This is a genomic window from Brevibacillus sp. HB2.2, from assembly GCF_013284275.1.
GTDB lineage: Bacteria > Bacillota > Bacilli > Brevibacillales > Brevibacillaceae > Brevibacillus > Brevibacillus brevis_D.
Window position 1 is genome coordinate 82,383 of record NZ_JABSUV010000026.1, and the last position, 17,815, is coordinate 100,197.

The 17,815-nt window shown below is 49.0% G+C and carries 17 protein-coding genes and 1 pseudogene; 13 read left to right on the forward strand and 5 right to left on the reverse strand.

Translation table 11 applies throughout. The annotated features are described in order from the left end of the window. The first annotated feature begins 15 nt into the window (after window positions 1–15). Window positions 16–651 carry a precorrin-2 dehydrogenase/sirohydrochlorin ferrochelatase family protein gene (locus HP401_RS19195; protein WP_173606163.1) on the forward strand — a complete coding sequence of 212 codons (636 nt, stop codon included), beginning with the start codon at window positions 16–18 and terminating at the stop codon, window positions 649–651. 54 nt (window positions 652–705) lie between these two features. Here HP401_RS19195 and HP401_RS19200 read toward each other — a convergent pair whose 3' ends face one another. Beyond that, entirely contained in the window at window positions 706–1,485 is a 780-nt protein-coding gene (locus HP401_RS19200) for a GNAT family N-acetyltransferase (protein ID WP_012684987.1), read from the reverse strand. A gap of 90 nt (window positions 1,486–1,575) precedes the next feature. Here HP401_RS19200 and HP401_RS19205 point away from each other — a divergent pair, with 90 nt between their 5' ends. Together HP401_RS19205 and HP401_RS19210 are read left to right on the forward strand one after the other, a co-directional pair. Continuing rightward, a complete protein-coding gene (locus HP401_RS19205; RefSeq protein WP_173606164.1) occupies window positions 1,576–2,271 on the forward strand; it encodes a hypothetical protein in 696 nt (231 codons plus the stop codon). After that, entirely contained in the window at window positions 2,255–2,815 is a 561-nt protein-coding gene (locus tag HP401_RS19210; RefSeq protein ID WP_173606165.1) for a peroxiredoxin family protein, read from the forward strand. The genes HP401_RS19205 and HP401_RS19210 overlap by 17 nt, the downstream gene beginning before the upstream one ends. A 48-nt stretch (window positions 2,816–2,863) precedes the next feature. Here HP401_RS19210 and HP401_RS19215 read toward each other — a convergent pair whose 3' ends face one another. Beyond that, a complete protein-coding gene (locus tag HP401_RS19215; RefSeq protein WP_173606166.1) occupies window positions 2,864–4,096 on the reverse strand; it encodes a cation:proton antiporter in 1,233 nt (410 codons plus the stop codon). 2 nt (window positions 4,097–4,098) lie between these two features. Next, on the reverse strand, window positions 4,099–4,596 hold the full coding sequence (locus HP401_RS19220; protein ID WP_012684991.1) for a cation:proton antiporter regulatory subunit: 498 nt from the start codon (window positions 4,594–4,596) through the stop codon (window positions 4,099–4,101). Window positions 4,597–4,922: 326 nt separating this feature from the next. On the opposite strand from HP401_RS19220, the gene HP401_RS19225 reads away from it, so the two are divergent. Further along, entirely contained in the window at window positions 4,923–5,177 is a 255-nt protein-coding gene (locus tag HP401_RS19225; RefSeq protein ID WP_012684992.1) for a hypothetical protein, read from the forward strand. A gap of 48 nt (window positions 5,178–5,225) precedes the next feature. Here HP401_RS19225 and HP401_RS19230 read toward each other — a convergent pair whose 3' ends face one another. Continuing rightward, window positions 5,226–6,518 carry a dicarboxylate/amino acid:cation symporter gene (locus HP401_RS19230; protein WP_172141982.1) on the reverse strand — a complete coding sequence of 431 codons (1,293 nt, stop codon included), beginning with the start codon at window positions 6,516–6,518 and terminating at the stop codon, window positions 5,226–5,228. 248 nt (window positions 6,519–6,766) lie between these two features. Here HP401_RS19230 and HP401_RS19235 point away from each other — a divergent pair, with 248 nt between their 5' ends. From HP401_RS19235 to HP401_RS19245, 3 genes are all read left to right on the forward strand, one after another. Next, complete coding sequence (locus HP401_RS19235) at window positions 6,767–7,513, forward strand: stalk domain-containing protein (RefSeq protein WP_173606167.1); 747 nt, start codon at window positions 6,767–6,769, stop codon at window positions 7,511–7,513. Between the two features lie 212 nt (window positions 7,514–7,725). Further along, a complete protein-coding gene (locus HP401_RS19240; protein WP_012684996.1) occupies window positions 7,726–8,415 on the forward strand; it encodes a response regulator transcription factor in 690 nt (229 codons plus the stop codon). Beyond that, the gene (locus tag HP401_RS19245; protein ID WP_173606168.1) at window positions 8,381–9,835 is read left to right on the forward strand and encodes a HAMP domain-containing sensor histidine kinase; all 1,455 of its coding nucleotides are present in this window, start codon (window positions 8,381–8,383) and stop codon (window positions 9,833–9,835) included. Before HP401_RS19240 ends, HP401_RS19245 begins: the two co-directional genes overlap by 35 nt. Window positions 9,836–9,840: 5 nt before the next feature. Here the strand turns inward: HP401_RS19245 and HP401_RS19250 are convergent, their stop codons facing one another. Continuing rightward, window positions 9,841–10,890, reverse strand: coding sequence for a DctP family TRAP transporter solute-binding subunit (locus HP401_RS19250; RefSeq protein ID WP_173606169.1), 1,050 nt, complete (start codon window positions 10,888–10,890; stop codon window positions 9,841–9,843). Between the two features lie 102 nt (window positions 10,891–10,992). Here HP401_RS19250 and HP401_RS19255 point away from each other — a divergent pair, with 102 nt between their 5' ends. From HP401_RS19255 to HP401_RS19280, 6 genes and pseudogenes are all read left to right on the forward strand, one after another. After that, a complete protein-coding gene (locus tag HP401_RS19255; protein WP_173606176.1) occupies window positions 10,993–12,564 on the forward strand; it encodes an ATP-binding protein in 1,572 nt (523 codons plus the stop codon). Further along, window positions 12,551–13,312, forward strand: coding sequence for a response regulator (locus HP401_RS19260; RefSeq protein ID WP_173606170.1), 762 nt, complete (start codon window positions 12,551–12,553; stop codon window positions 13,310–13,312). Before HP401_RS19255 ends, HP401_RS19260 begins: the two co-directional genes overlap by 14 nt. Continuing rightward, on the forward strand, window positions 13,299–14,666 hold the full coding sequence (locus HP401_RS19265; RefSeq protein ID WP_173606171.1) for a sigma-54 interaction domain-containing protein: 1,368 nt from the start codon (window positions 13,299–13,301) through the stop codon (window positions 14,664–14,666). Before HP401_RS19260 ends, HP401_RS19265 begins: the two co-directional genes overlap by 14 nt. A gap of 49 nt (window positions 14,667–14,715) precedes the next feature. Continuing rightward, complete coding sequence (locus HP401_RS19270) at window positions 14,716–15,645, forward strand: S66 peptidase family protein (protein WP_173606172.1); 930 nt, start codon at window positions 14,716–14,718, stop codon at window positions 15,643–15,645. A 207-nt stretch (window positions 15,646–15,852) separates the two neighbouring features. Beyond that, window positions 15,853–16,227, forward strand: a complete 375-nt coding sequence (locus HP401_RS19275) for a DUF4280 domain-containing protein (protein ID WP_173606173.1) — start codon at window positions 15,853–15,855, stop codon at window positions 16,225–16,227. Window positions 16,228–16,264: 37 nt separating this feature from the next. After that, window positions 16,265–17,815, forward strand: a pseudogene (locus tag HP401_RS19280) (late control protein); the annotation flags it as partial.

A 17,815-nucleotide genomic window follows, 5' to 3' on the forward strand; every position in this document is an offset into this window, starting at 1 on the left:
GGGGAGGGAACGCTGGTGAGTCACTATGCCATGATGGTCAATCTACAAAACAAGCGTTGCTTGGTGGTCGGTGGCGGGCAAGTAGCCGAGCGGAAAATCGGCAGTCTGCTTGCTGCTGGTGCGGATGTCACCGTTGTGAGTCCCTCCTGTACGGCAACTATTCTTGAATGGGCACACGCCAAGAAGCTGACGGTAGCACTGCGCCCCTTTACCCCACAGGATGTCGAAGAGGCAGTGCTCATCATCGCAGCGACGAGTGATCCTGCCGTCAATTTGGCGGTATACGAAGCGTGTCGTCCGCATCAGTGGATCAATATCGTTGATCGCCCAGACCTCTGTTCCTTTACCGTTCCATCTGTCGTTGCACGTGGAGACTTGCAGATTGCGATCTCTACGGGTGGAAACAACCCGGGTCTGGCAAAGAAAATGCGCCGCCAGCTTGAAGATTGGGTAGGACCGGAATACGAGGACTACACGCTTTTTCTCGGCAGCATGAGAAGACAAATACTCTCGCTGTCTGTGAGCGAAGCGGACAAACGAGCAATCTTGGCCGAGCTTTTGGACGACCGCTTTTTACAATGGACCAAAAATGGCGAAACCGACCGAAGAGATCGGGAGGCAGAAGCGCTGCTTACCATGACAAAAGAGTAGATTAACGCCAAAAATTGGAGGGCTCCCACTAAGCGACTTGGTGGGAGCTTTTTTCTAGTTTTTGCGCCAGATCATTTCCAAATGCCTCCCGACCTCTTGAAAGCCGAGCTTTCTGTACATTTCTTGTGGCGTATCATCTGCATAGGTGGTCAAGTACATATGGGTGGCGCCGAGCTTTTTGGCGTCCTGCATCATGACCCGAATGATTTCCGTACCGAGTCCCCTACGCTGCCAGGCATCCAGTATAAAAAATTCCTCCATACGAACGAGCTCCTTGTAAAGATGCCATTCACATGCGCCGACGGGCTCCTGATCGACAAAGCATACATACGGGATGATCTCACCGGTTTCATAGACCGCTCTTTTCCGGTTCGCTTTACGGACAGCAAAATCAGGATTGATCATAACCGAATCATAAGCAGTAAGGCAGCGTATGCCTGCTTCCATGACGTCAGTTGAATCTCCTCGTAAAACGGAGCATTGTGGATTCGGCGCCAGTTTATCGGCAACCTCCAGCGGAGCGAGCATGTACAGCATCGTATTCACTTCAAACCCAAGCTGAGTCGCAAAAGACACGAACTCTTCTGAAAAAGGTAGCGACGGGTGCAGCTCCAGCTTCAAGTGGCCGAGCTGCTGCTCTTTGGCACGCCGAAGCTCTTGCTCGATATAAGCTTGTAGCCAGTCCTGCGTGGGCACCGACATGACTTCTGTATAATTATGGCTATACATATCCGGGACCGATTCATCCCGATATACGCGCACTTGTGGATGCTCGGTTCGCGTAGAAAAAGCAAGGGCATAGCGCTCCTGCAAAGTAAAAATATTCGTGAGCATTCCTTTATTCCCCATTTCCTGATATGGTGATAGTTGTTTGAATACTTGTCTTTCCTAGAGTAAGCCATTTTCCTAAAGGAGGAAACGAAAATGTCGGATGCTTTTCAAATAGGCCCCTTTTTGTTGAAAATGAGCATGCTGGCGGTCGTTGTTTCGCTTTCGCTCGGCTTTGTGGCTATATCCGCTCAGCTTACACATAGTAGGGAATGGAAGTCAGCGGTAATTGAGCTGTTGAGTCATAAACTGGTGCTGGCTTTTCTCGTTTGGAAATTCAGCTACATCTTGTTTGATTTTTCCAAAGCGCTGGAGAACCCCTCATCCATTCTTTATTTTTCTGGGGGAGAAAACGGAACCATGCTGGCTGTCGTGGTAGTTGTCGTCTACCTCACCAAGACAGTACGAAAAAAAGCGATTCCTGTTCATTTGGTCGCCTTGGCAATGGCGACAGGTTTTCTTGCTGCAACGGGCGTTTACCAGCTACTCACGGTCGTGTTCGAACAGAGCAGCATGTGGTATCACGTACAGCAGATCGCCATATGCGCCTGCTTTCTTTGGTGGCTGCAACGGGCAAAGGAAGGACTCATTCATCTGGCGGCTTGGCTTGCACCCGTAATGTGGTTTGCCATTAGCCAAGTCTATGTGCACTTTTTTGTTCCAAATCGAGAAGCTGTGTTTGCAGGACTTTCCAGCGATCAGCTCATGTACTATACATTCGCTCTCTTGCTGCTCTTTTTGTCCAGACGAGTGAAGCCGATAGGGGGAGCAACCGATGAAGAAGCATCATAATGTTTGGGCGATTGTCGTGCTCTTGGGGCTTTTGGGATGGGGCATTTTCGATTCGGAAATCTTGAACAGGCAGGAGCCAAGCGCGTCATCTGGAGAGCAAGGCAACGGGCAGATTGGAATGGAAAAAGGAAATACCGCTCCGGATTTTGAATTGCAGCAAATAGGTAGCGGTACGGTCAAACTGTCCGATTTTCGCGGGAAAAAAGTCATTCTCAATCTGTGGGCGACGTGGTGTCCTCCTTGCCGCGCAGAAATGCCGGACATGCAGCGTTACTATGAGGAGAACAAGGAAAAAGGTGTAGTTATTCTCGGGGTCAATCTGACCGATACGGAGACGAGCCCGGAAGTAGTGGCGGATTTCGTGAAGTTGTACGGCATCAGCTTCCCGATCTTGCTCGATCCCGATAAAAAAGTAGCGAATGTGTCCAAAGCCATTTCGATTCCGACCAGCTACATCATTGATTCGAACGGCGTGGTCCAGAATAAATACATCGGCCCGATGAGTGAAGAAATCATGGAGAACATGCTGTCTGCGATCCAATAGAAAAACCGACAGCAGGCATATTTGCTGTCGGTAGTCATGTCTCTCTGATTATCCAGCGTCTGCTTTGTTTGCTGGTTCTTTGACGGGTGCCTTTCGATCCAGACGAAACACAGCATTGAGCAGCTTGTAAATATGCTTGGATTCCTTGGTCAGCAAAGGACCTAAAATGGCGAGTATCAAAACGTAAAGAGCCGCAAATGGTTGCAAAATTTCCATGAGTGCGCCCGCTTTTCCGAGATTAGCCATGATGATGGAGAACTCACCGCGAGATACGATGGTCAGTCCAATATTGGTAGAAGCCTTCGGAGGCAACCCAGCACTTCGCCCAGCCAAAAGTCCGGCGACAACGTTACCGAAAAGGGTAAGGGCAACTGCACCAATGGACAACCATACGGCTCCACCTAATGACAATGGATCAATTGTCAAACCGAAGCTGAAGAAGAACATGGCCCCGAAGAAGTCTCGAAACGGCAGGATGAGGTGCTCGATGCGCTTCATGTGTTGTGTTTCTGCCAAGACGAGACCTACGAGTAATGCTCCGATGGCTTCGGCAACATGGATCGTTTCGGAAAAACCCGCAATCAGAAACAAAGCGGCAAACACTGTAATCATAAACACTTCGTTTGATTTGATGTTCAATGCCCGATTCAGGAAAGGAACGAGCTTGCGTCCTACGATAATGAGGAGGAGCATGTAGCCGAGTGCAATCAATGCGGATGAGAGTACGCCAGCAAGAGAAGTTGCACCGCTTAACACCAAGCCGGACACGATTGAGATATAGACGGCCAAGAATATGTCTTCGAACATGATGATCCCCAAGATCATCTCTGTTTCGCGATTTGCTGTACGTTTGAGATCCACCAGTACTTTTGCCACAATGGCACTGGAGGAAATAGTAGTAATACCTGCGATAATCAAAACTTCTTTAAGTGGAAATCCAGCGGCCCAACCAAACAAGAGGCCGAGGGTAAAGTTGATGACAATGTAAATGGTACCGCCAACGGCAATAGATCGACCAGCCTTGATCAGGCGGCCTACTGAAAATTCAAGTCCGAGGTAAAACAACAGGAAGAGTACGCCGAGTCTGCCCATAAATTCGATGAGCGGGGCGCTTGAAATAAAGCGGAGATCAAACAAACCGATGTCGGGAGCGTGTGGACCCACGATCATCCCGACGAGAATGTAGAAGGGTACGATGGAGAATTTTAACTTCATGGAGAGGAACCCCGCGATTGCTATGAGTGCGAGGGCAAGACCGACTTCAAAAACGATGTGCTCCAATATCACTCACCTCCGTTGCTGAGAATAGTCTTGAGAGCCTTCACCTGCTTCCGTTCACCTGCAACGACCAAAGTAGATCCTGTACAAAGGACATACTCGGGGCCGGGATTAATCGTTTGATTATGGTCTTTTTCGATAACGGCGATGATCGTAGCGCCTGTTTCTTGACGAATGTTGAGTTCCCCGATCGTCTTGCCAATGGCAGGAGCGTTCGATTCAATCTTGTACCATTCGATCATGAGTTTGTCTAACGCAACCTCGACTGTTTCCAGTGCAGATGGTTTGTACGTCAAGCCGCCTACGATGGCAGCAATTTGTCTCGCCTCATCATCGTCAAGGGTAACCATGGAGAGAGTTTCGTCTATATCATCACGGTCAAAGTGATACATTTCCCGGCGGCCGTCATCGTGAATGACGATAACCAGCTTGTCGCCACTTCTGGTTTCGACCTGGTACTTCCTGCCGATTCCCGGCAAATCAGATTCTCTAATAGAGAACATGTAAGATCCTCCTTCACGCAAAACACTGTATTGGCATAGATAGCTACTCTTTTTCCCAGTGAGCAACAAGTCGTCAATAATTATTTGGAATTATATCCATCCCGGTGATATTTTAGTAATAATCCCCCCTGTTGTGCGGATTATTGTCGACATTCATACCTACAACAACTATTATACACGAAATGACATCGTTTTTCTTTAAAATGAAACATTTTTATTTAAAAATGACACACTTATAAACGAGTACGAATATTAACTATCCTCTAAAGCGCGGTCGCTCCTCTATGAGTGGACTTCGATAGAGGTTATTTTAAGGATGATGAAACATGGCGAACAAACAGTATCGATTAACAGAAGCGGAATGGGTCTTTATTCAAGACATGCGATCCATGGAGATGGATGAGCTATTGGACATCGTGATCGCATTGCGAAATGAGGTAAGGGAACTGGAGAAAAAGGCGGAGCTGATCAGAGAGCGCGAGAAAGATGGCTGGCAGGAGGAGTATCAGGCAGCTCAGAAGCGAATTAATCACCTGCGCCAATTTGAGGTTGAGCTTCGCAAAACATGGCCGAATGACTAAAGCAAAAAGAGGTTCTCTCCCAATCGGAGAACCTCTTTTTTATTGAAACTAGGCCATGATCGGTTTTGCTTCTGACTCGTTGTCCGACTCGATGGCCGTTTCATCTGTTTGCTGGACGCGTCCCGGATGGAACTCATTTTCATGCTTGGCTATGACCACGGCAGCTACGCCATTTCCGATCAGATTCGTGATGGCACGAGCTTCTGACATGAATCGATCAACGCCGAGCAGGAGGGCAATACCTTCGACTGGAATGACAGGGAAGGCTGCCAAGGTAGCGGCGAGTGTAATGAAACCAGAACCTGTGACACCGGCAGCCCCTTTTGACGTAATCATCAGGATTCCTAAAAGAGTGATCTGTTCCCAAAAGCTGAGCTCGATGCCATATGCTTGGGCGATAAAAATGGCAGCCATAGATAAATAGATGGAGGTGCCATCCAGATTAAACGAGTAGCCCGTCGGTACGACCAGACCGACAACGGATTTGGAGCAGCCGTACTTCTCCAGCCGGTCCATCATTCTCGGAAGAGCGGACTCTGAGGAGGATGTTCCGAGCACGAGCAGAATTTCCTCCCGAATGTATTTGATAAACGAGAAGATGCTGAATTTGTAGTAGCGCGCGATCCCGCCCAATACGAGAATAATGAACAAAAACATCGTGATATAGACTGCCGTCATCAAAAGGCCCAGTCTGGTCAGCGACCCGATGCCGAATTTGCCAATCGTGTACGCCATCGCCCCAAATGCAGCGATTGGAGAAACCTTCATGATCATGTTAACGACACCAAAAAATCCGTGTGTCAGCTTGTCAAACAGCTTGATGACAGGCTGGGACGCTTGCCCCATGGCAGCGAGTGAGAGACCAAACAGGACAGCGAAGAACAGAATGGGTAACAGCTCTCCTTTTGCCATAGCCCCGACGACGTTTTCCGGGATGATCCCCGTAATAAAATCAATAAAACCGTTGTTACTCTGAGCAGCAGCCTCCGTATACTTGGAGACGTCCCCACTGGTCAGTCCTGTTTTGTCAAAGCCTGCTCCAGGCTTGATCAAGTTGACAACCAACAGTCCGATCGCCAATGCGATTGTGGTAACGATTTCAAAATAGAGTAGCGCTTTTCCGCCGATCTTTCCGACCTTTTTCATATCTCCCATACTGGCGATTCCATTCACCACGGTGAAGAAGACAATCGGTGGAATAACCATTTTGATCAGTTTGACAAAAATATCGGCCAACACTTTCAGCTCTGCGCCGAATTTGGGTGCAAAATGACCAACTACGATACCGAGAATGATGGCAATAACGACCTGTACGGTCAGATTTTTAAAGTTGATCCGCATCGAATCCATTCCTCCTCCAAAAATTGAAAGCGCTTTATCCCTCTCTTTTGCATTGTATAGATGGTGTGAAAAATTGAAAATGATGCGGTCATATTGGTTGTTTTGGTCATTTTGGTCATAGAAATCCCCTCAAATTGGAAAGGAAAAAATCAATGATTGACATACTCTCGACACGAACGATAGGTAAAGTAAGAGAGGTACATAGTGACACGAAAGAAATAGACAACCGGGAGAATGGAGGATTTTCTATGTTCAAGAAGCAATATCTGGCGATTGCCTCAGCGTTGATTCTGACTACCACACTTATTCCGACGAGCTCTCAAGCGGCGACTGGAACGAAGAATCTGCAAGCTAAGTACAACAACATTAAAGTTATTTATAACGGTGCAGCTGTTCCAACAACAATCGAACCATTCATCGTAAACGGAACCACGTACATTCCACTTCGCATGATGGCTGGCGTATTCAGCAAGGATGTAGCATGGGATGGCGCGAAGTACACCATTACGGTAAAAGACTTGCCTAACTCCCAACACGCAAACGAGTTGGCTGCACGTGATGCTCAAATCAGAAGCCTGCAAAACACCATCGATAGCCTGAACAAAGAGATCTCTGATTTGAAAAACGGCAAGAAAAACAACAGTAACAAAAAAGATGATGATATTCAGGATGCCTTGGATGATTTGGAAGATGATCTGAACTCTGATTACGATGACTACAAAGACCTCAAATGGAGTATCTCCCTGAAGGGTGATGAGGATGATATCGATGTAGAAATCGAGATCAATCTGGATAAATACAAAGATGAATTCGATGACCTGGATGACGATGGCGATGTAGAGGCTCTCGTTGAAGATATTATTAAAGATATCTGGGACGACAAGGATTTCGAAGATGCCGACATTAAAGGTGAAATCATCGACAGCGACTCTGACGATACCATTTATGAGTTCGAAGGCGATGCTAGCGATGAAGACATCAACTTTGACGTGTAAAATTAACGAAAAGTGAGGACGTTCCTCACAAAAAAAGCTTTGCTCCTTTTTACAGGATGCAAGGCTTTTTTCCTATTTTCCAAAAACATCAAAGCGAAATTTAAATACAAGGTTGTAAACTGATAGAATAGAAGTACGTAGACGATTAGAGAGACCATGCGAGAATTCTCGAATAGGAATGATCATATGTCTGTAAATCAGGTAGGGAAGATATGAAAAGCATATTATTGGTAGAAGATGAACTGGTGATAGCGCGTGTGATAAAGGCTTACTTGCAAAAGGCAGGGTATGAGGTCTGGTCAGCGAACGACGGACTTGAGGCGATGGAGCTTTTTGACGAAAAAAAGCCGGATCTGGTTCTGTTGGATGTCATGCTCCCTGAACGCAACGGCTGGGAGATTCTCCAGTACATTCGCGAAAAGAGCTCCTGTCCGGTCATTATCATGACAGCGCTCGGTCAAACAGACCAAAAGCTCAAAGGACTGAATCAAGGGGCAGATGACTACATAACGAAGCCGTTTGTCGCGGATGAAGTAGTTGCACGAGTCAATGCGGTGCTGCGCCGCTCTGTAATTTTGGTGAAAGATCAGGAAACCCGACTATTTGGAAGCTTAAAAATAAACTTTCAGTCCCACCACGTGACGCTGCACGGTCTTGAACTGACTTTTCACCCGCGCGATTTGTCCTTGCTGCTTTTTCTGGCACAAAATCCGAATCAGACCTTTACCCGGGAGCAATTGATCGAACAAGTATGGGGAATGGACTATGGTGGGAGTGACCGTGCTGTAGACCTGGCGATCAAGCGGGTCAGAAAGACGCTGGAGAATTGGCCAGTTCAGGAAGGCGAGATCAAGACGCAAAGAGGGGTTGGGTATCAATTCTGTGTTTATAAAAAACAATGAGCCCGTATCGTTGCTGCGCTATTGGACCACACGCTATCTACTCACCCTCGTGATCGGATTACTCATCATTGGGGCTGTTTCTGCCTATTGGATCAAGTACGCAGCGATTGAAAAGCAGATCGAGGTCACGCGACTGTTTGCGGAGGAAGTAGCTGATCGAGTCGTCGATGATGTTGGAAATATTTTGGTGGGGGAAAAACTTCATCAGGTATTGGATAATCGGCGCAAGTTTATGGGTGTGGATCGCAACCTGATTTTGTTCATTGAAGATGTAAAAGGAAAGGTCGTATACAGTCGTCCAACCAAGCTTCCGCCTCCTTTGCAGCAGGCAGCACCTGAGCTGTTGAAGCAGGCAGATATGCGGGATAAAGTGAGGCATCCGTCAGGGGAGACCCTGTATGTAATCAGGAAGAATTTGGAGTTCAATGACCGAATCATTGGCGAGGTGATCTTGCTTTTTCCAGAAACGGATATCAAGGTAGGGAAAGAAGAAATCCAATATTTGGTCATCATGCTGGGGAGTTTGGGTGTGCTTGGCTGGGCGGTTATTTATTTTCATGCGCGGAAGCTGTCTGAACCGATTCAAAATGTGGTAATGTCCGCAAGACAGATCGTAGAAGGAAACTACGACGTCTTGCTCAATAAAACGATCAAGGAAAAGGAAATTCACGAACTGGTGCATACGTTTGCAGAAATGGCCGACCGTCTTCGGCAGCTGGAAAGCATGCGAACAGAGCTTTTGGCAGGGGTGACACACGAGTTGAAAACCCCCGTTACGTCAATTAGCGGATTGATCCAGGCAATTAACGACGAGGTGGTTTCTGGTGAGGAGCAGAAGGAGTTCTTGGAAATCTGCTTGAAGGAGACCAAGCGTCTGCAAAAAATGGTAGAGGATTTGCTAGACTTCAATTCATTTGCCGTAGGAGCGATCACCGTTTGTCAGGAAGAGCAAAACGTGAACAAGCTGGTCCGCGAGATCGCCTCACAATGGCAGATTGTTAACGACCTCGGTCACGTTACGTTTACCGTTGGGGTTCTGGACAAGCAGACGATGATCTATGTCGATCCGGGGCGTGTCCAGCAAATCTTGATTAACCTTTTGAACAACGCGAAACAGGCTGTTGGTGGGAAGGGAAGCATAGCGCTCACTCTCTACGAAACGGACACCGATTTACGAATCGACGTCAAAGACGATGGACCAGGAATACCCGCACAGGAACAGCCTCTTGTGTTTGAGCGCTTTTTCCGGGGAAGCAATAAAAAAGACAAAGTACGTGGACTCGGTTTGGGGCTGTCCTATTCTCGCATGATGGCGAAGGCGCTTGGTGGAGATCTCCTCCTCGCAAATAGCACGTCAGAGGGATCGGTGTTTACGCTCATTTTGCCCATGCGCAAGGAGCAGAGTGAGGAGATTGCTTGAGAGCTTCACCGGCGTTGGTGGAGCTCTCTGATTTTCTGCATCAAGGGTTCTCCGATACTCGGGGCGAATTGATCGTAGACTGGCTGCAATGCTTCGATCCAGGCCGCACGTTCTTCTGCTGTCTGTACGTGGATGTTCATCCCCCCATTTTCTTGGAGCAAGCGTAGTTGTTTGTCATTCATCGAAACAGCCAACTGATTATTGTAAGCTGTCGCTTCCTGCATCGCTTCTGATATCGCCTGCTGAATATCTGCGGGGAGATTGTTCCAAAACGTTTTATTAATCACGACGGCGTAGCCCAAATAACTGTGATTGCTAATCGTCATGTGCTTTTGAACGTGGTAAAGCCGTTTGGTGTACACATTGGAGATCGTATTTTCTTCGCCGTCTACTTTTCCGGCAGCCAGCATGCTGTATAATTCATTGAAGGAAGAGCCTACAGGAATTGCGTGGAGCGTGCGAAACTGAGCTTCGATCACGTTGCCTGGAATGATGCGCAAACGTTGGCCGACAAAATCGGAAGGCATAATTAATGGGCGGTTGGCTGTCACTTGCTTAAAGCCGCTTGCCCAAAAGGCCAGCCCTTTCATGTCGGAATCTTCAAGCTTATCGAATAGTATTTGGCCGATTTCCCCATTGAATACAGTTTCGACGTCCTCTTGCGATCGAAACAGATAAGGCAGATCAAGGACAGCCCACTCGGGAATCGTGTTCGACACGTAGGAGAATGCAGGGGCGATCATCTGGATTTCGCCGTTTTGCAAAGCAGTCATTTCAGTTTTCTCTGTGTGAAGGATACTGTTGGGAAAGACTTGCACCTCTACACGTCCGTTTGTCTTTTCCTTCACGAGCTGGGAAAAACGTTCGATAGTCAGACCCTTCGGCGTGTTTTCCGCGATCACGTGGCTGAACTTGATGATAATTTGATTGGACAGCCCTACTTGTTCTTCGTCGTATCCTCTGTTGTCCATCAGTTGATCTGGACCGAAGCCGATAATGACAGCGCTCACAAGTCCGAGTAAGACTATGAATGTACTAGTTACCAATGATTTCATTATTAAACACCTGCTTATGTTGAGTAAATGTAAGTGAGTTGCAAACCCAATGGAAAGGAAAGAACGAACCTGCTCGAACGATTAACAATTAAATGGAAGATTATGCTGCTCTCCGTCGGAATCGTTCTTTTTTCCTTGATCATCGGAAACTTGATCATGGCCGGAGGGATTATTCGGATTACGGAAACCCAACTGGGACAACGGCTGATGACCACAGCGCGCACGGTTGCGACGATTCCAAATGTACAGAAAAGCATTCAGGAACCAGACGGGTGGAAGGTGATCCAACCGACAGCCAACAACCTGCGCGTCGTCAATGATGTGACGTATATCGTCGTACTGAATAGGGAGCGTGTTCGTTACTCAGCCCCATTAGATGAGCGGATTGGTACGGTGTTTATGGACCCTGCGGTTGATGAGGCCTATGCCGAGCACTCCTATTTTCAAAAAGTCATAGGAGAGATGGGAACGGCTCTGCGGGCCTACGTGCCGATCATGGATGACCAGCATCAGCAGGTGGGTGTTGTCGTGGTCGGACGTGTCATGCCTGATGTCTGGGGAATCTTGTACAGCGAGCGAAACAATATCGCGCTGACCTTTTTCCTCTCCTTATTGTTCGGGGTGTGGGGCTCCTATCAGTTGGCCCGTCACATGAAAAAGCAGATGCTCGACTTGGAGCCGGACGAAATCGCGCGAATTCTGGTAGAGAGAACCGCAACCTTCCATGCCATGCATGAGGGAGTAATCGCTATCGATAATCGGGAGCGAATCACAATCTTTAACGACAGGGCGAAGCAAATTTTTGGCATAGAAGGAGAGGTGCTGGGCAAGCACATACGGTCTGTCCTGCACGACACCAGATTACCAGAAGTGTTGGAGCTTCGCCAGAATTTTACCAACACGGAAATTCACGTCGGCAATACATTGCTCTGGTCCAACCGTTTTCTGATCAAGGTCGAGGAAAAGATCGTCGGTGCCATTGCGATTTTTCAGGACAGAACAGAAGTGGCGAGAATGGCGGAGGAGCTGACGGGCGTAAAAGAATTCGTGGGTGCACTGCGGGTACAAAATCACGAGCACATGAATCATTTGCATACCATCGCAGGCTTGCTTCAGCTCCATCAGCATGAAAAGGCACTCAATTATTTGTTCGATGTCAACGAGCAGCAAGAGGAGCTCACCTCCTTTTTAACCACGCGGATCATGGATGAGAATTTATCTGGGCTCTTGATTGGCAAAGTAAGTCGCGGAAGAGAGCTGGGCATCCGTGTTGTCATTGATCGCAGGAGTCATCTGGAACGTTTTCCGCCGTACATGGATCATCATAATTTCGTGCTCATATTGGGAAATCTGATCGAGAATGCCTTTGATTCACTGGAGCGCATCGAACGCGACGAGAAGGAGATCATGATCAGTATCGAGCAAGACGATGAGATTTGCTCCATTTTGGTGGAGGACAATGGAAGCGGCATGGACGAAGAGACGCGCCGACATATGCTGGAACGGGGATTTTCTACGAAAGAGCGTGCGCACCGTGGACTTGGTCTGCATCTGGTGCATCAGTTGGTCAATAAAGGGGGAGGCGAGCTGGTTTGCCATTCGGCACGCGGAGAAGGGGCCAGCTTTCTCATAACGTTTCCGATGGGGGAGGTGGACAGTCATGGAGAAGGATAACGATCACATTCGCGTACTGATTATGGAAGACGATCCGATGGTACAGGAAATCAACAAGCAGTTCATTGAGCGCGTCCCGGGCTTTGTCGTGGTCGGAATTGCAGCCAACGGGGCAGATGGACTCAAGCTAGTGAAAGAGCTCACTCCTGACTTGGTGATCATTGATATTTTCATGCCGATCCAGGACGGGGTGAAGGCGCTGATGGAGCTGCGCGCCGCCAAACATGCAGTGGACGTCATCGTCGTAACCGCTGCCAAGGACAAAACCACGATCCAGTCCATGCTGCGCAATGGGGCGATGGACTATATAATCAAGCCGTTTCAGTTTGAACGGATCAAGCAGTCGTTGGAAAACTATCGAGAGTTTCGCCGACGGATTGAGTGGGAGGGAACCGCGTCTCAGGATGAGGTCGACCAGCTGTTATTCCGCAAAAGCCGGGAAAAGGAACAAGCCGATGCCACTCCAGCCAGAGAAGTGCTGCCGAAGGGACTGCACGCTGTTACTATGGAGCAGATCATGCGCCAGATCGAGAAAGAGAGTCAGCCGCTCTCGGCAGATGACGTGGCCGAACGCGTAGGGATCGCGAGAGTGACAGCCAGACGCTATTTGGACTATTTGGAGAAGAGCGGGAGTGTCAGAATGGATGTCAGCTATGGTGGGGTAGGCAGACCGACGAATCGCTATGTACGTGTCACTCCACAAGATGCGGGGGGCATGGGGGGTAGAGAGCGCCATGGTCGATTATGAATCGTTATTAGGTTCGCTGTTTGATATCGTGCACGTAACAGACACAGAAGGCAGAACCTTGTATGGCTCAGGACGATATGAGGAATTTTTCGGAATCGATCCAAGAGAGCTGATAGGCAAACCGATCGAGGAGTTTTATCACCTCGGCTATTTTGCGCCAACGATCACGATGCGGGTCATTCGCGACAAGAAAAAAGTACACACGATTCAAACCACCCGCAAAAATCAAAAGCTTTTTGTGGAAGGCACACCGATTTGGGATCAGGACGGGATTTTTAGCGGAGTGGTTCATACTTTCATTGATATAACGAGCCAGGAGCAACTACAGCAGGAATTAAATGAAGTCAAGTACGTCGGGACGGTCTTGCAAAGTGAAATGACCAAGGAGAACAACAGACAAAAAGGAGAGACTAGCTTGATCTACCGCAGTCAGTCCATGGAGCAGGTCGCCATGTTAGCCAAAAAACTGTCGCAGGTAGAATCATCCATGATCCTGTTAGGAGAATCAGGTGTCGGAAAAGGCGTGCTGGCAAAATACATCCACGAGTGCAGTCCTCGGGTGGACAAACCATTCGTGCACATCAACTGCGGAGCCATTCCCGAGACATTGCTGGAGTCGGAGCTGTTTGGCTATGAAAAGGGTGCTTTTACAGGAGCATTCAAAGATGGTAAGGCAGGTTTGATTGAGAAGGCAAACGGAGGCACGCTGTTTTTGGACGAGATCGGGGAGATGTCACTCTCCTTGCAAGTGAAGTTGTTGAATGTGTTGCAAGAAAAAACGATTACGCCCGTAGGCAGCTCTGTCTCGCGAAAAATAGATGTAAAGCTGATCACGGCTACGAATAAAAACCTGCGGCAAATGGTCAAGGAAGGCAGGTTTCGCGAGGATTTGTACTATCGCATTCACGTCGTTCCGTTGGAGATTCCGCCGCTGCGCGAACGGCAGGAAGAAATACCCGTGCTCGTTCATTATTTTCTTAATGTCTTTTCGCAAAAGTACTGCTTGGAGAGACAGCTCGCAGATACCTGCTATCGCATCCTCAGTGAATACGATTGGCCTGGCAATGTGCGGGAGTTGGAAAATGTAGTGGAACGGCTCGTCGTCACGTCTCACGATGTCCTCATTACGCCCGCGCAAATTCCGCGTTACATACATAACCAAGAGTACAGGGAGCACAAAGGGATCAAGGTCGATCGTGTGATGGCGATGCAGGAAGCAATGGACGAGGTGGAGCGCCAGCTCGTGCACCGGGCGTATGAGCAGCATAAGACGACGACAAAGGTAGCGGAAGCGCTCGGAATCAGCCAGCCGTCTGCAAGTCGCAAGCTGCGAAAATGGTTATGCACCAGTTGACACAGATGTACGATAATGGGGAGAGAACCCGGAGAAGGAGACTGGACAGATGAACAAAGGGAAAGCGTTGCGAGCGGGAGATACAATCGGAGTAGTGGCGACCTCTAGCCCTGCCACAGAAGAAGTGCTGAACAAAGCAATAGCAGAGCTGCAAGGTCTGGGATACAAGGTGAAAATATCGGATACGTGCCGAGAATCGTACGGTGGGTATTTGGCGGGAACTCCTGAGCAACGGGCGGCTGAGCTGAATGCCATGTTCGTCGACGAGGAAGTGGACGGGATCATGTGCATGCGCGGCGGTTACGGTTCCCCACAAATCCTGCCCTTGCTCGATTATGACCTCATCGCCCAAAACCCGAAGCTGTTTATCGGCTACAGTGACATTACGGCGTTGCATACCGTTTTCGGACAGCGTGCGAATCTGGCTACCCTTCACGGACCAATGGCTACCTCAGACATCGCGCATGGACTGGATGACTGGTCCAAGCAATATTTGCTGCGCGCCATGACTCGCCCCGAGCCATTGGGAGCAATCATGAATCCGCCGGGGGAAGAAATCGTCTGTCTCGTCGAAGGTCAGGCAGCTGGACCCGTAGTCGGCGGGAATCTCGCCCTCGTCTCCGCCTTGATGGGCACGCCTTACCAGCTCGATACGAGAGGTAAGCTGTTGTTCCTGGAGGATATCGACGAAGAGCCATACCGGATTGACCGCATGCTGACACAGCTTGCGCAAGGTGGCTTGTTTGATGATTGTGCGGGCGTCGTCATCGGGACATGGACCGATTGTGAGCCGAAAAAGCGCGAAGGTTTCTCTGTCTGGGATGTATTTCAAAATATCGTCGTACCGTACGGAAAGCCAACCATCTGGAACATTCAGATCGGACATGGCGTGTGCAACATCGCTCTCCCTCTGGGCGTAGAGGCCAGTCTCGATGCGACAAACGGTGAACTGGTGATCGAGGAGAGCGTAACCATATAGTGTGAATAGGTTTGAATTCAAAAAGGCTTCCCCAACCATTGCAGAGTTGGTGGGAGCCTTTTTGGGTTACTTAGAAAAATAAGGAAACAGGACGTTTGACCCATAAAATATTTTCCAATATATCCCGATTATTAGATGGAATGTAAAAATAAGACGGAATATGGAAGTTGCTTGCGGAGGATTTTTTTGGAAGGGGAGATAGGTCTAATGATGCTAGCGTTACTTCAAGCACTTACAATGGGGTTGTTCAGCCCCGAGTACTCATATGTCGTGCGGGGAGCGACCCTCAAGTGTAGTCAGGGAACCGACCCCGGCATTTTGAATTTACCCTGGTGCCATGGCGTTTACAGCCTTAACAAGCCTGTCATGAATGTCGCCGATCACGTCCCCGGCGTGAATATCGGATGCTTTGGGTTTTGCAAAGCAGCAGGAGGAGATGTGTGTGTACCACAGACGTTCTCGAAATGGACAGATGGAAAACACGATGTGCTCATCGACAACGAGCATGCCTTGCTGAGCAGGTCACAGCTGGTTTGCAATCGTTCAGGCATCATCACGATTGAAAAAGACGGTCAGGATTGACGCTTATCGCGCTTGCTAGAGAAGGAGGGGAGAGAACATGCAGCGTACAAGTGGCGTCATGACCTATCAGGATATAAAAGTCGTCTGGCCATATGGACCGATCCGGCTAGATCAGCTGGAGTTCGTCCATCAAACAGGCACGCATGCCAAGCTCACAATCACAGGAATTGTTCCGGAAGACAAAGAGGACGAGATCATCAATCGTGCCGGCACCCACGATCCCATCGAGCTGTACAAGGTGGAGGGCGGGGAAAAACAGCCGATTTTCATGGGTCGGCTGGATCATGTGGAGATCAAGGTCGTACGGGACATTCACTACGTCACAATAAAGGCCGTGTCGCATACATATGCTTTAGATCTGAGCGTGAAAACACGTTCGTTTCAACAGGTGAATCGGTTGTACCGAGATGTTGTAGACGAAATCATGTCCATCTATCACGGTGGAGATGTCATCGATCAAGCCTTCGACGACCGCCAGCAGGGCAAATACATCATGCAGTACGAGGAGACAGACTGGACCTTTTTAAGACGAATCGCGTCCCATGTCGGAGCCGTTCTCGTCCCAGATTTGAGTGCGCATAAGGTACGCTTGTGGATCGGCATGCCCGAGGGACGCAAGCAAATCAAGCTGGATGAGGAATCGCCATACGAGGTCAACCGGGCCATCGCGCCGTACATGAAAAAAGCCGCAAACGGCTCCTCGTCCGTCAGCGAGTACCAGTACACGACATACGCCTTCGATTACGACGACCTGTTGCAAATCGGAGATGAGGTGCGGCGGGAAGGGCAAACATTTGTCATTACGAAAGTGACTGGGAAGCTGGAGCAGGGACTCCTGAGGTGGAGCTACGTCTGCGCCGTGCCTGAAGCCGTCAAGCAAACGAAGCTGTACAACAAGGCCATCATCGGTGCGGCGATCGACGGGAAAGTGATTCAAATCGGTCGCAACCAGGTCAAGCTCCACCTGAACATGGACAAAAAGCAAGAGCCAAGCAAGGCCCAGTGGTTCCCGTACGCGGCGGAAGGCAACCAAATTTTGTACCTCATGCCCGAGCTCGGGTCAAAGGTAAAGCTGTACTTCCCAAGCGACGATGAAGACGACGGCATGGTCATGAACTCCGTGCGCCATGCGCCAAAAGGAGCGGCTGCCGAGAAACAGGAGCGGCAAATGCAGGACCCCGGTGTGAAGACGTTTGGGAATCCGCAGGGGAAAGAGTTTACGCTCGGGGATAAAGAGCTGACGATGACGGCCCAGGAAGGGATGCTCTACATCTCCATGAACAAGGATGTAGGCATCAGTCTGAAAAGCACCTCGAATGTGAATATCAGTGCGAGTGGTGCGCTGACCTTGAAAGGGGCAGCCGTGTCTTTGTCCGGGACTGAGAGCTTGAACGTGAAAACGGCGTCGGATACGATAGAACTGTTGGAGGAGAATAAATCCAGTAGTGAGGAAATTAAGCTGGAGGCGTCTAAGCGTACAGAGTTTAATCACATACCAAGTGCGTTTGAAAAGGAATTGCAGGGAAGCAGTGTGGCCGCCATCATGGCGAAAAGAGCCCTCAATAACCAATTGGCTGAGGCGAAAGGG

Excerpts from the sequence above, each read along its gene's own strand:
- HP401_RS19255 (WP_173606176.1), top strand. The coding sequence starts at position 10,993 with ATGCTGCTCTCCGTCGGAATCGTTCTTTTTTCCTTGATCATCGGAAAC.
- HP401_RS19235 (WP_173606167.1), top strand. The coding sequence starts at position 6,767 with ATGTTCAAGAAGCAATATCTGGCGATTGCCTCAGCGTTGATTCTGACT.
- HP401_RS19250 (WP_173606169.1), bottom strand. The coding sequence starts at position 10,890 with ATGAAATCATTGGTAACTAGTACATTCATAGTCTTACTCGGACTTGTG.
- HP401_RS19265 (WP_173606171.1), top strand. The coding sequence starts at position 13,299 with ATGGTCGATTATGAATCGTTATTAGGTTCGCTGTTTGATATCGTGCAC.
- HP401_RS19275 (WP_173606173.1), top strand. The coding sequence starts at position 15,853 with ATGATGCTAGCGTTACTTCAAGCACTTACAATGGGGTTGTTCAGCCCC.
- HP401_RS19220 (WP_012684991.1), bottom strand. The coding sequence starts at position 4,596 with ATGTTCTCTATTAGAGAATCTGATTTGCCGGGAATCGGCAGGAAGTAC.
- HP401_RS19205 (WP_173606164.1), top strand. The coding sequence starts at position 1,576 with ATGTCGGATGCTTTTCAAATAGGCCCCTTTTTGTTGAAAATGAGCATG.
- HP401_RS19225 (WP_012684992.1), top strand. The coding sequence starts at position 4,923 with ATGGCGAACAAACAGTATCGATTAACAGAAGCGGAATGGGTCTTTATT.
- HP401_RS19260 (WP_173606170.1), top strand. The coding sequence starts at position 12,551 with ATGGAGAAGGATAACGATCACATTCGCGTACTGATTATGGAAGACGAT.
- HP401_RS19240 (WP_012684996.1), top strand. The coding sequence starts at position 7,726 with ATGAAAAGCATATTATTGGTAGAAGATGAACTGGTGATAGCGCGTGTG.
- HP401_RS19230 (WP_172141982.1), bottom strand. The coding sequence starts at position 6,518 with ATGCGGATCAACTTTAAAAATCTGACCGTACAGGTCGTTATTGCCATC.
- HP401_RS19200 (WP_012684987.1), bottom strand. The coding sequence starts at position 1,485 with ATGCTCACGAATATTTTTACTTTGCAGGAGCGCTATGCCCTTGCTTTT.
- HP401_RS19270 (WP_173606172.1), top strand. The coding sequence starts at position 14,716 with ATGAACAAAGGGAAAGCGTTGCGAGCGGGAGATACAATCGGAGTAGTG.
- HP401_RS19210 (WP_173606165.1), top strand. The coding sequence starts at position 2,255 with ATGAAGAAGCATCATAATGTTTGGGCGATTGTCGTGCTCTTGGGGCTT.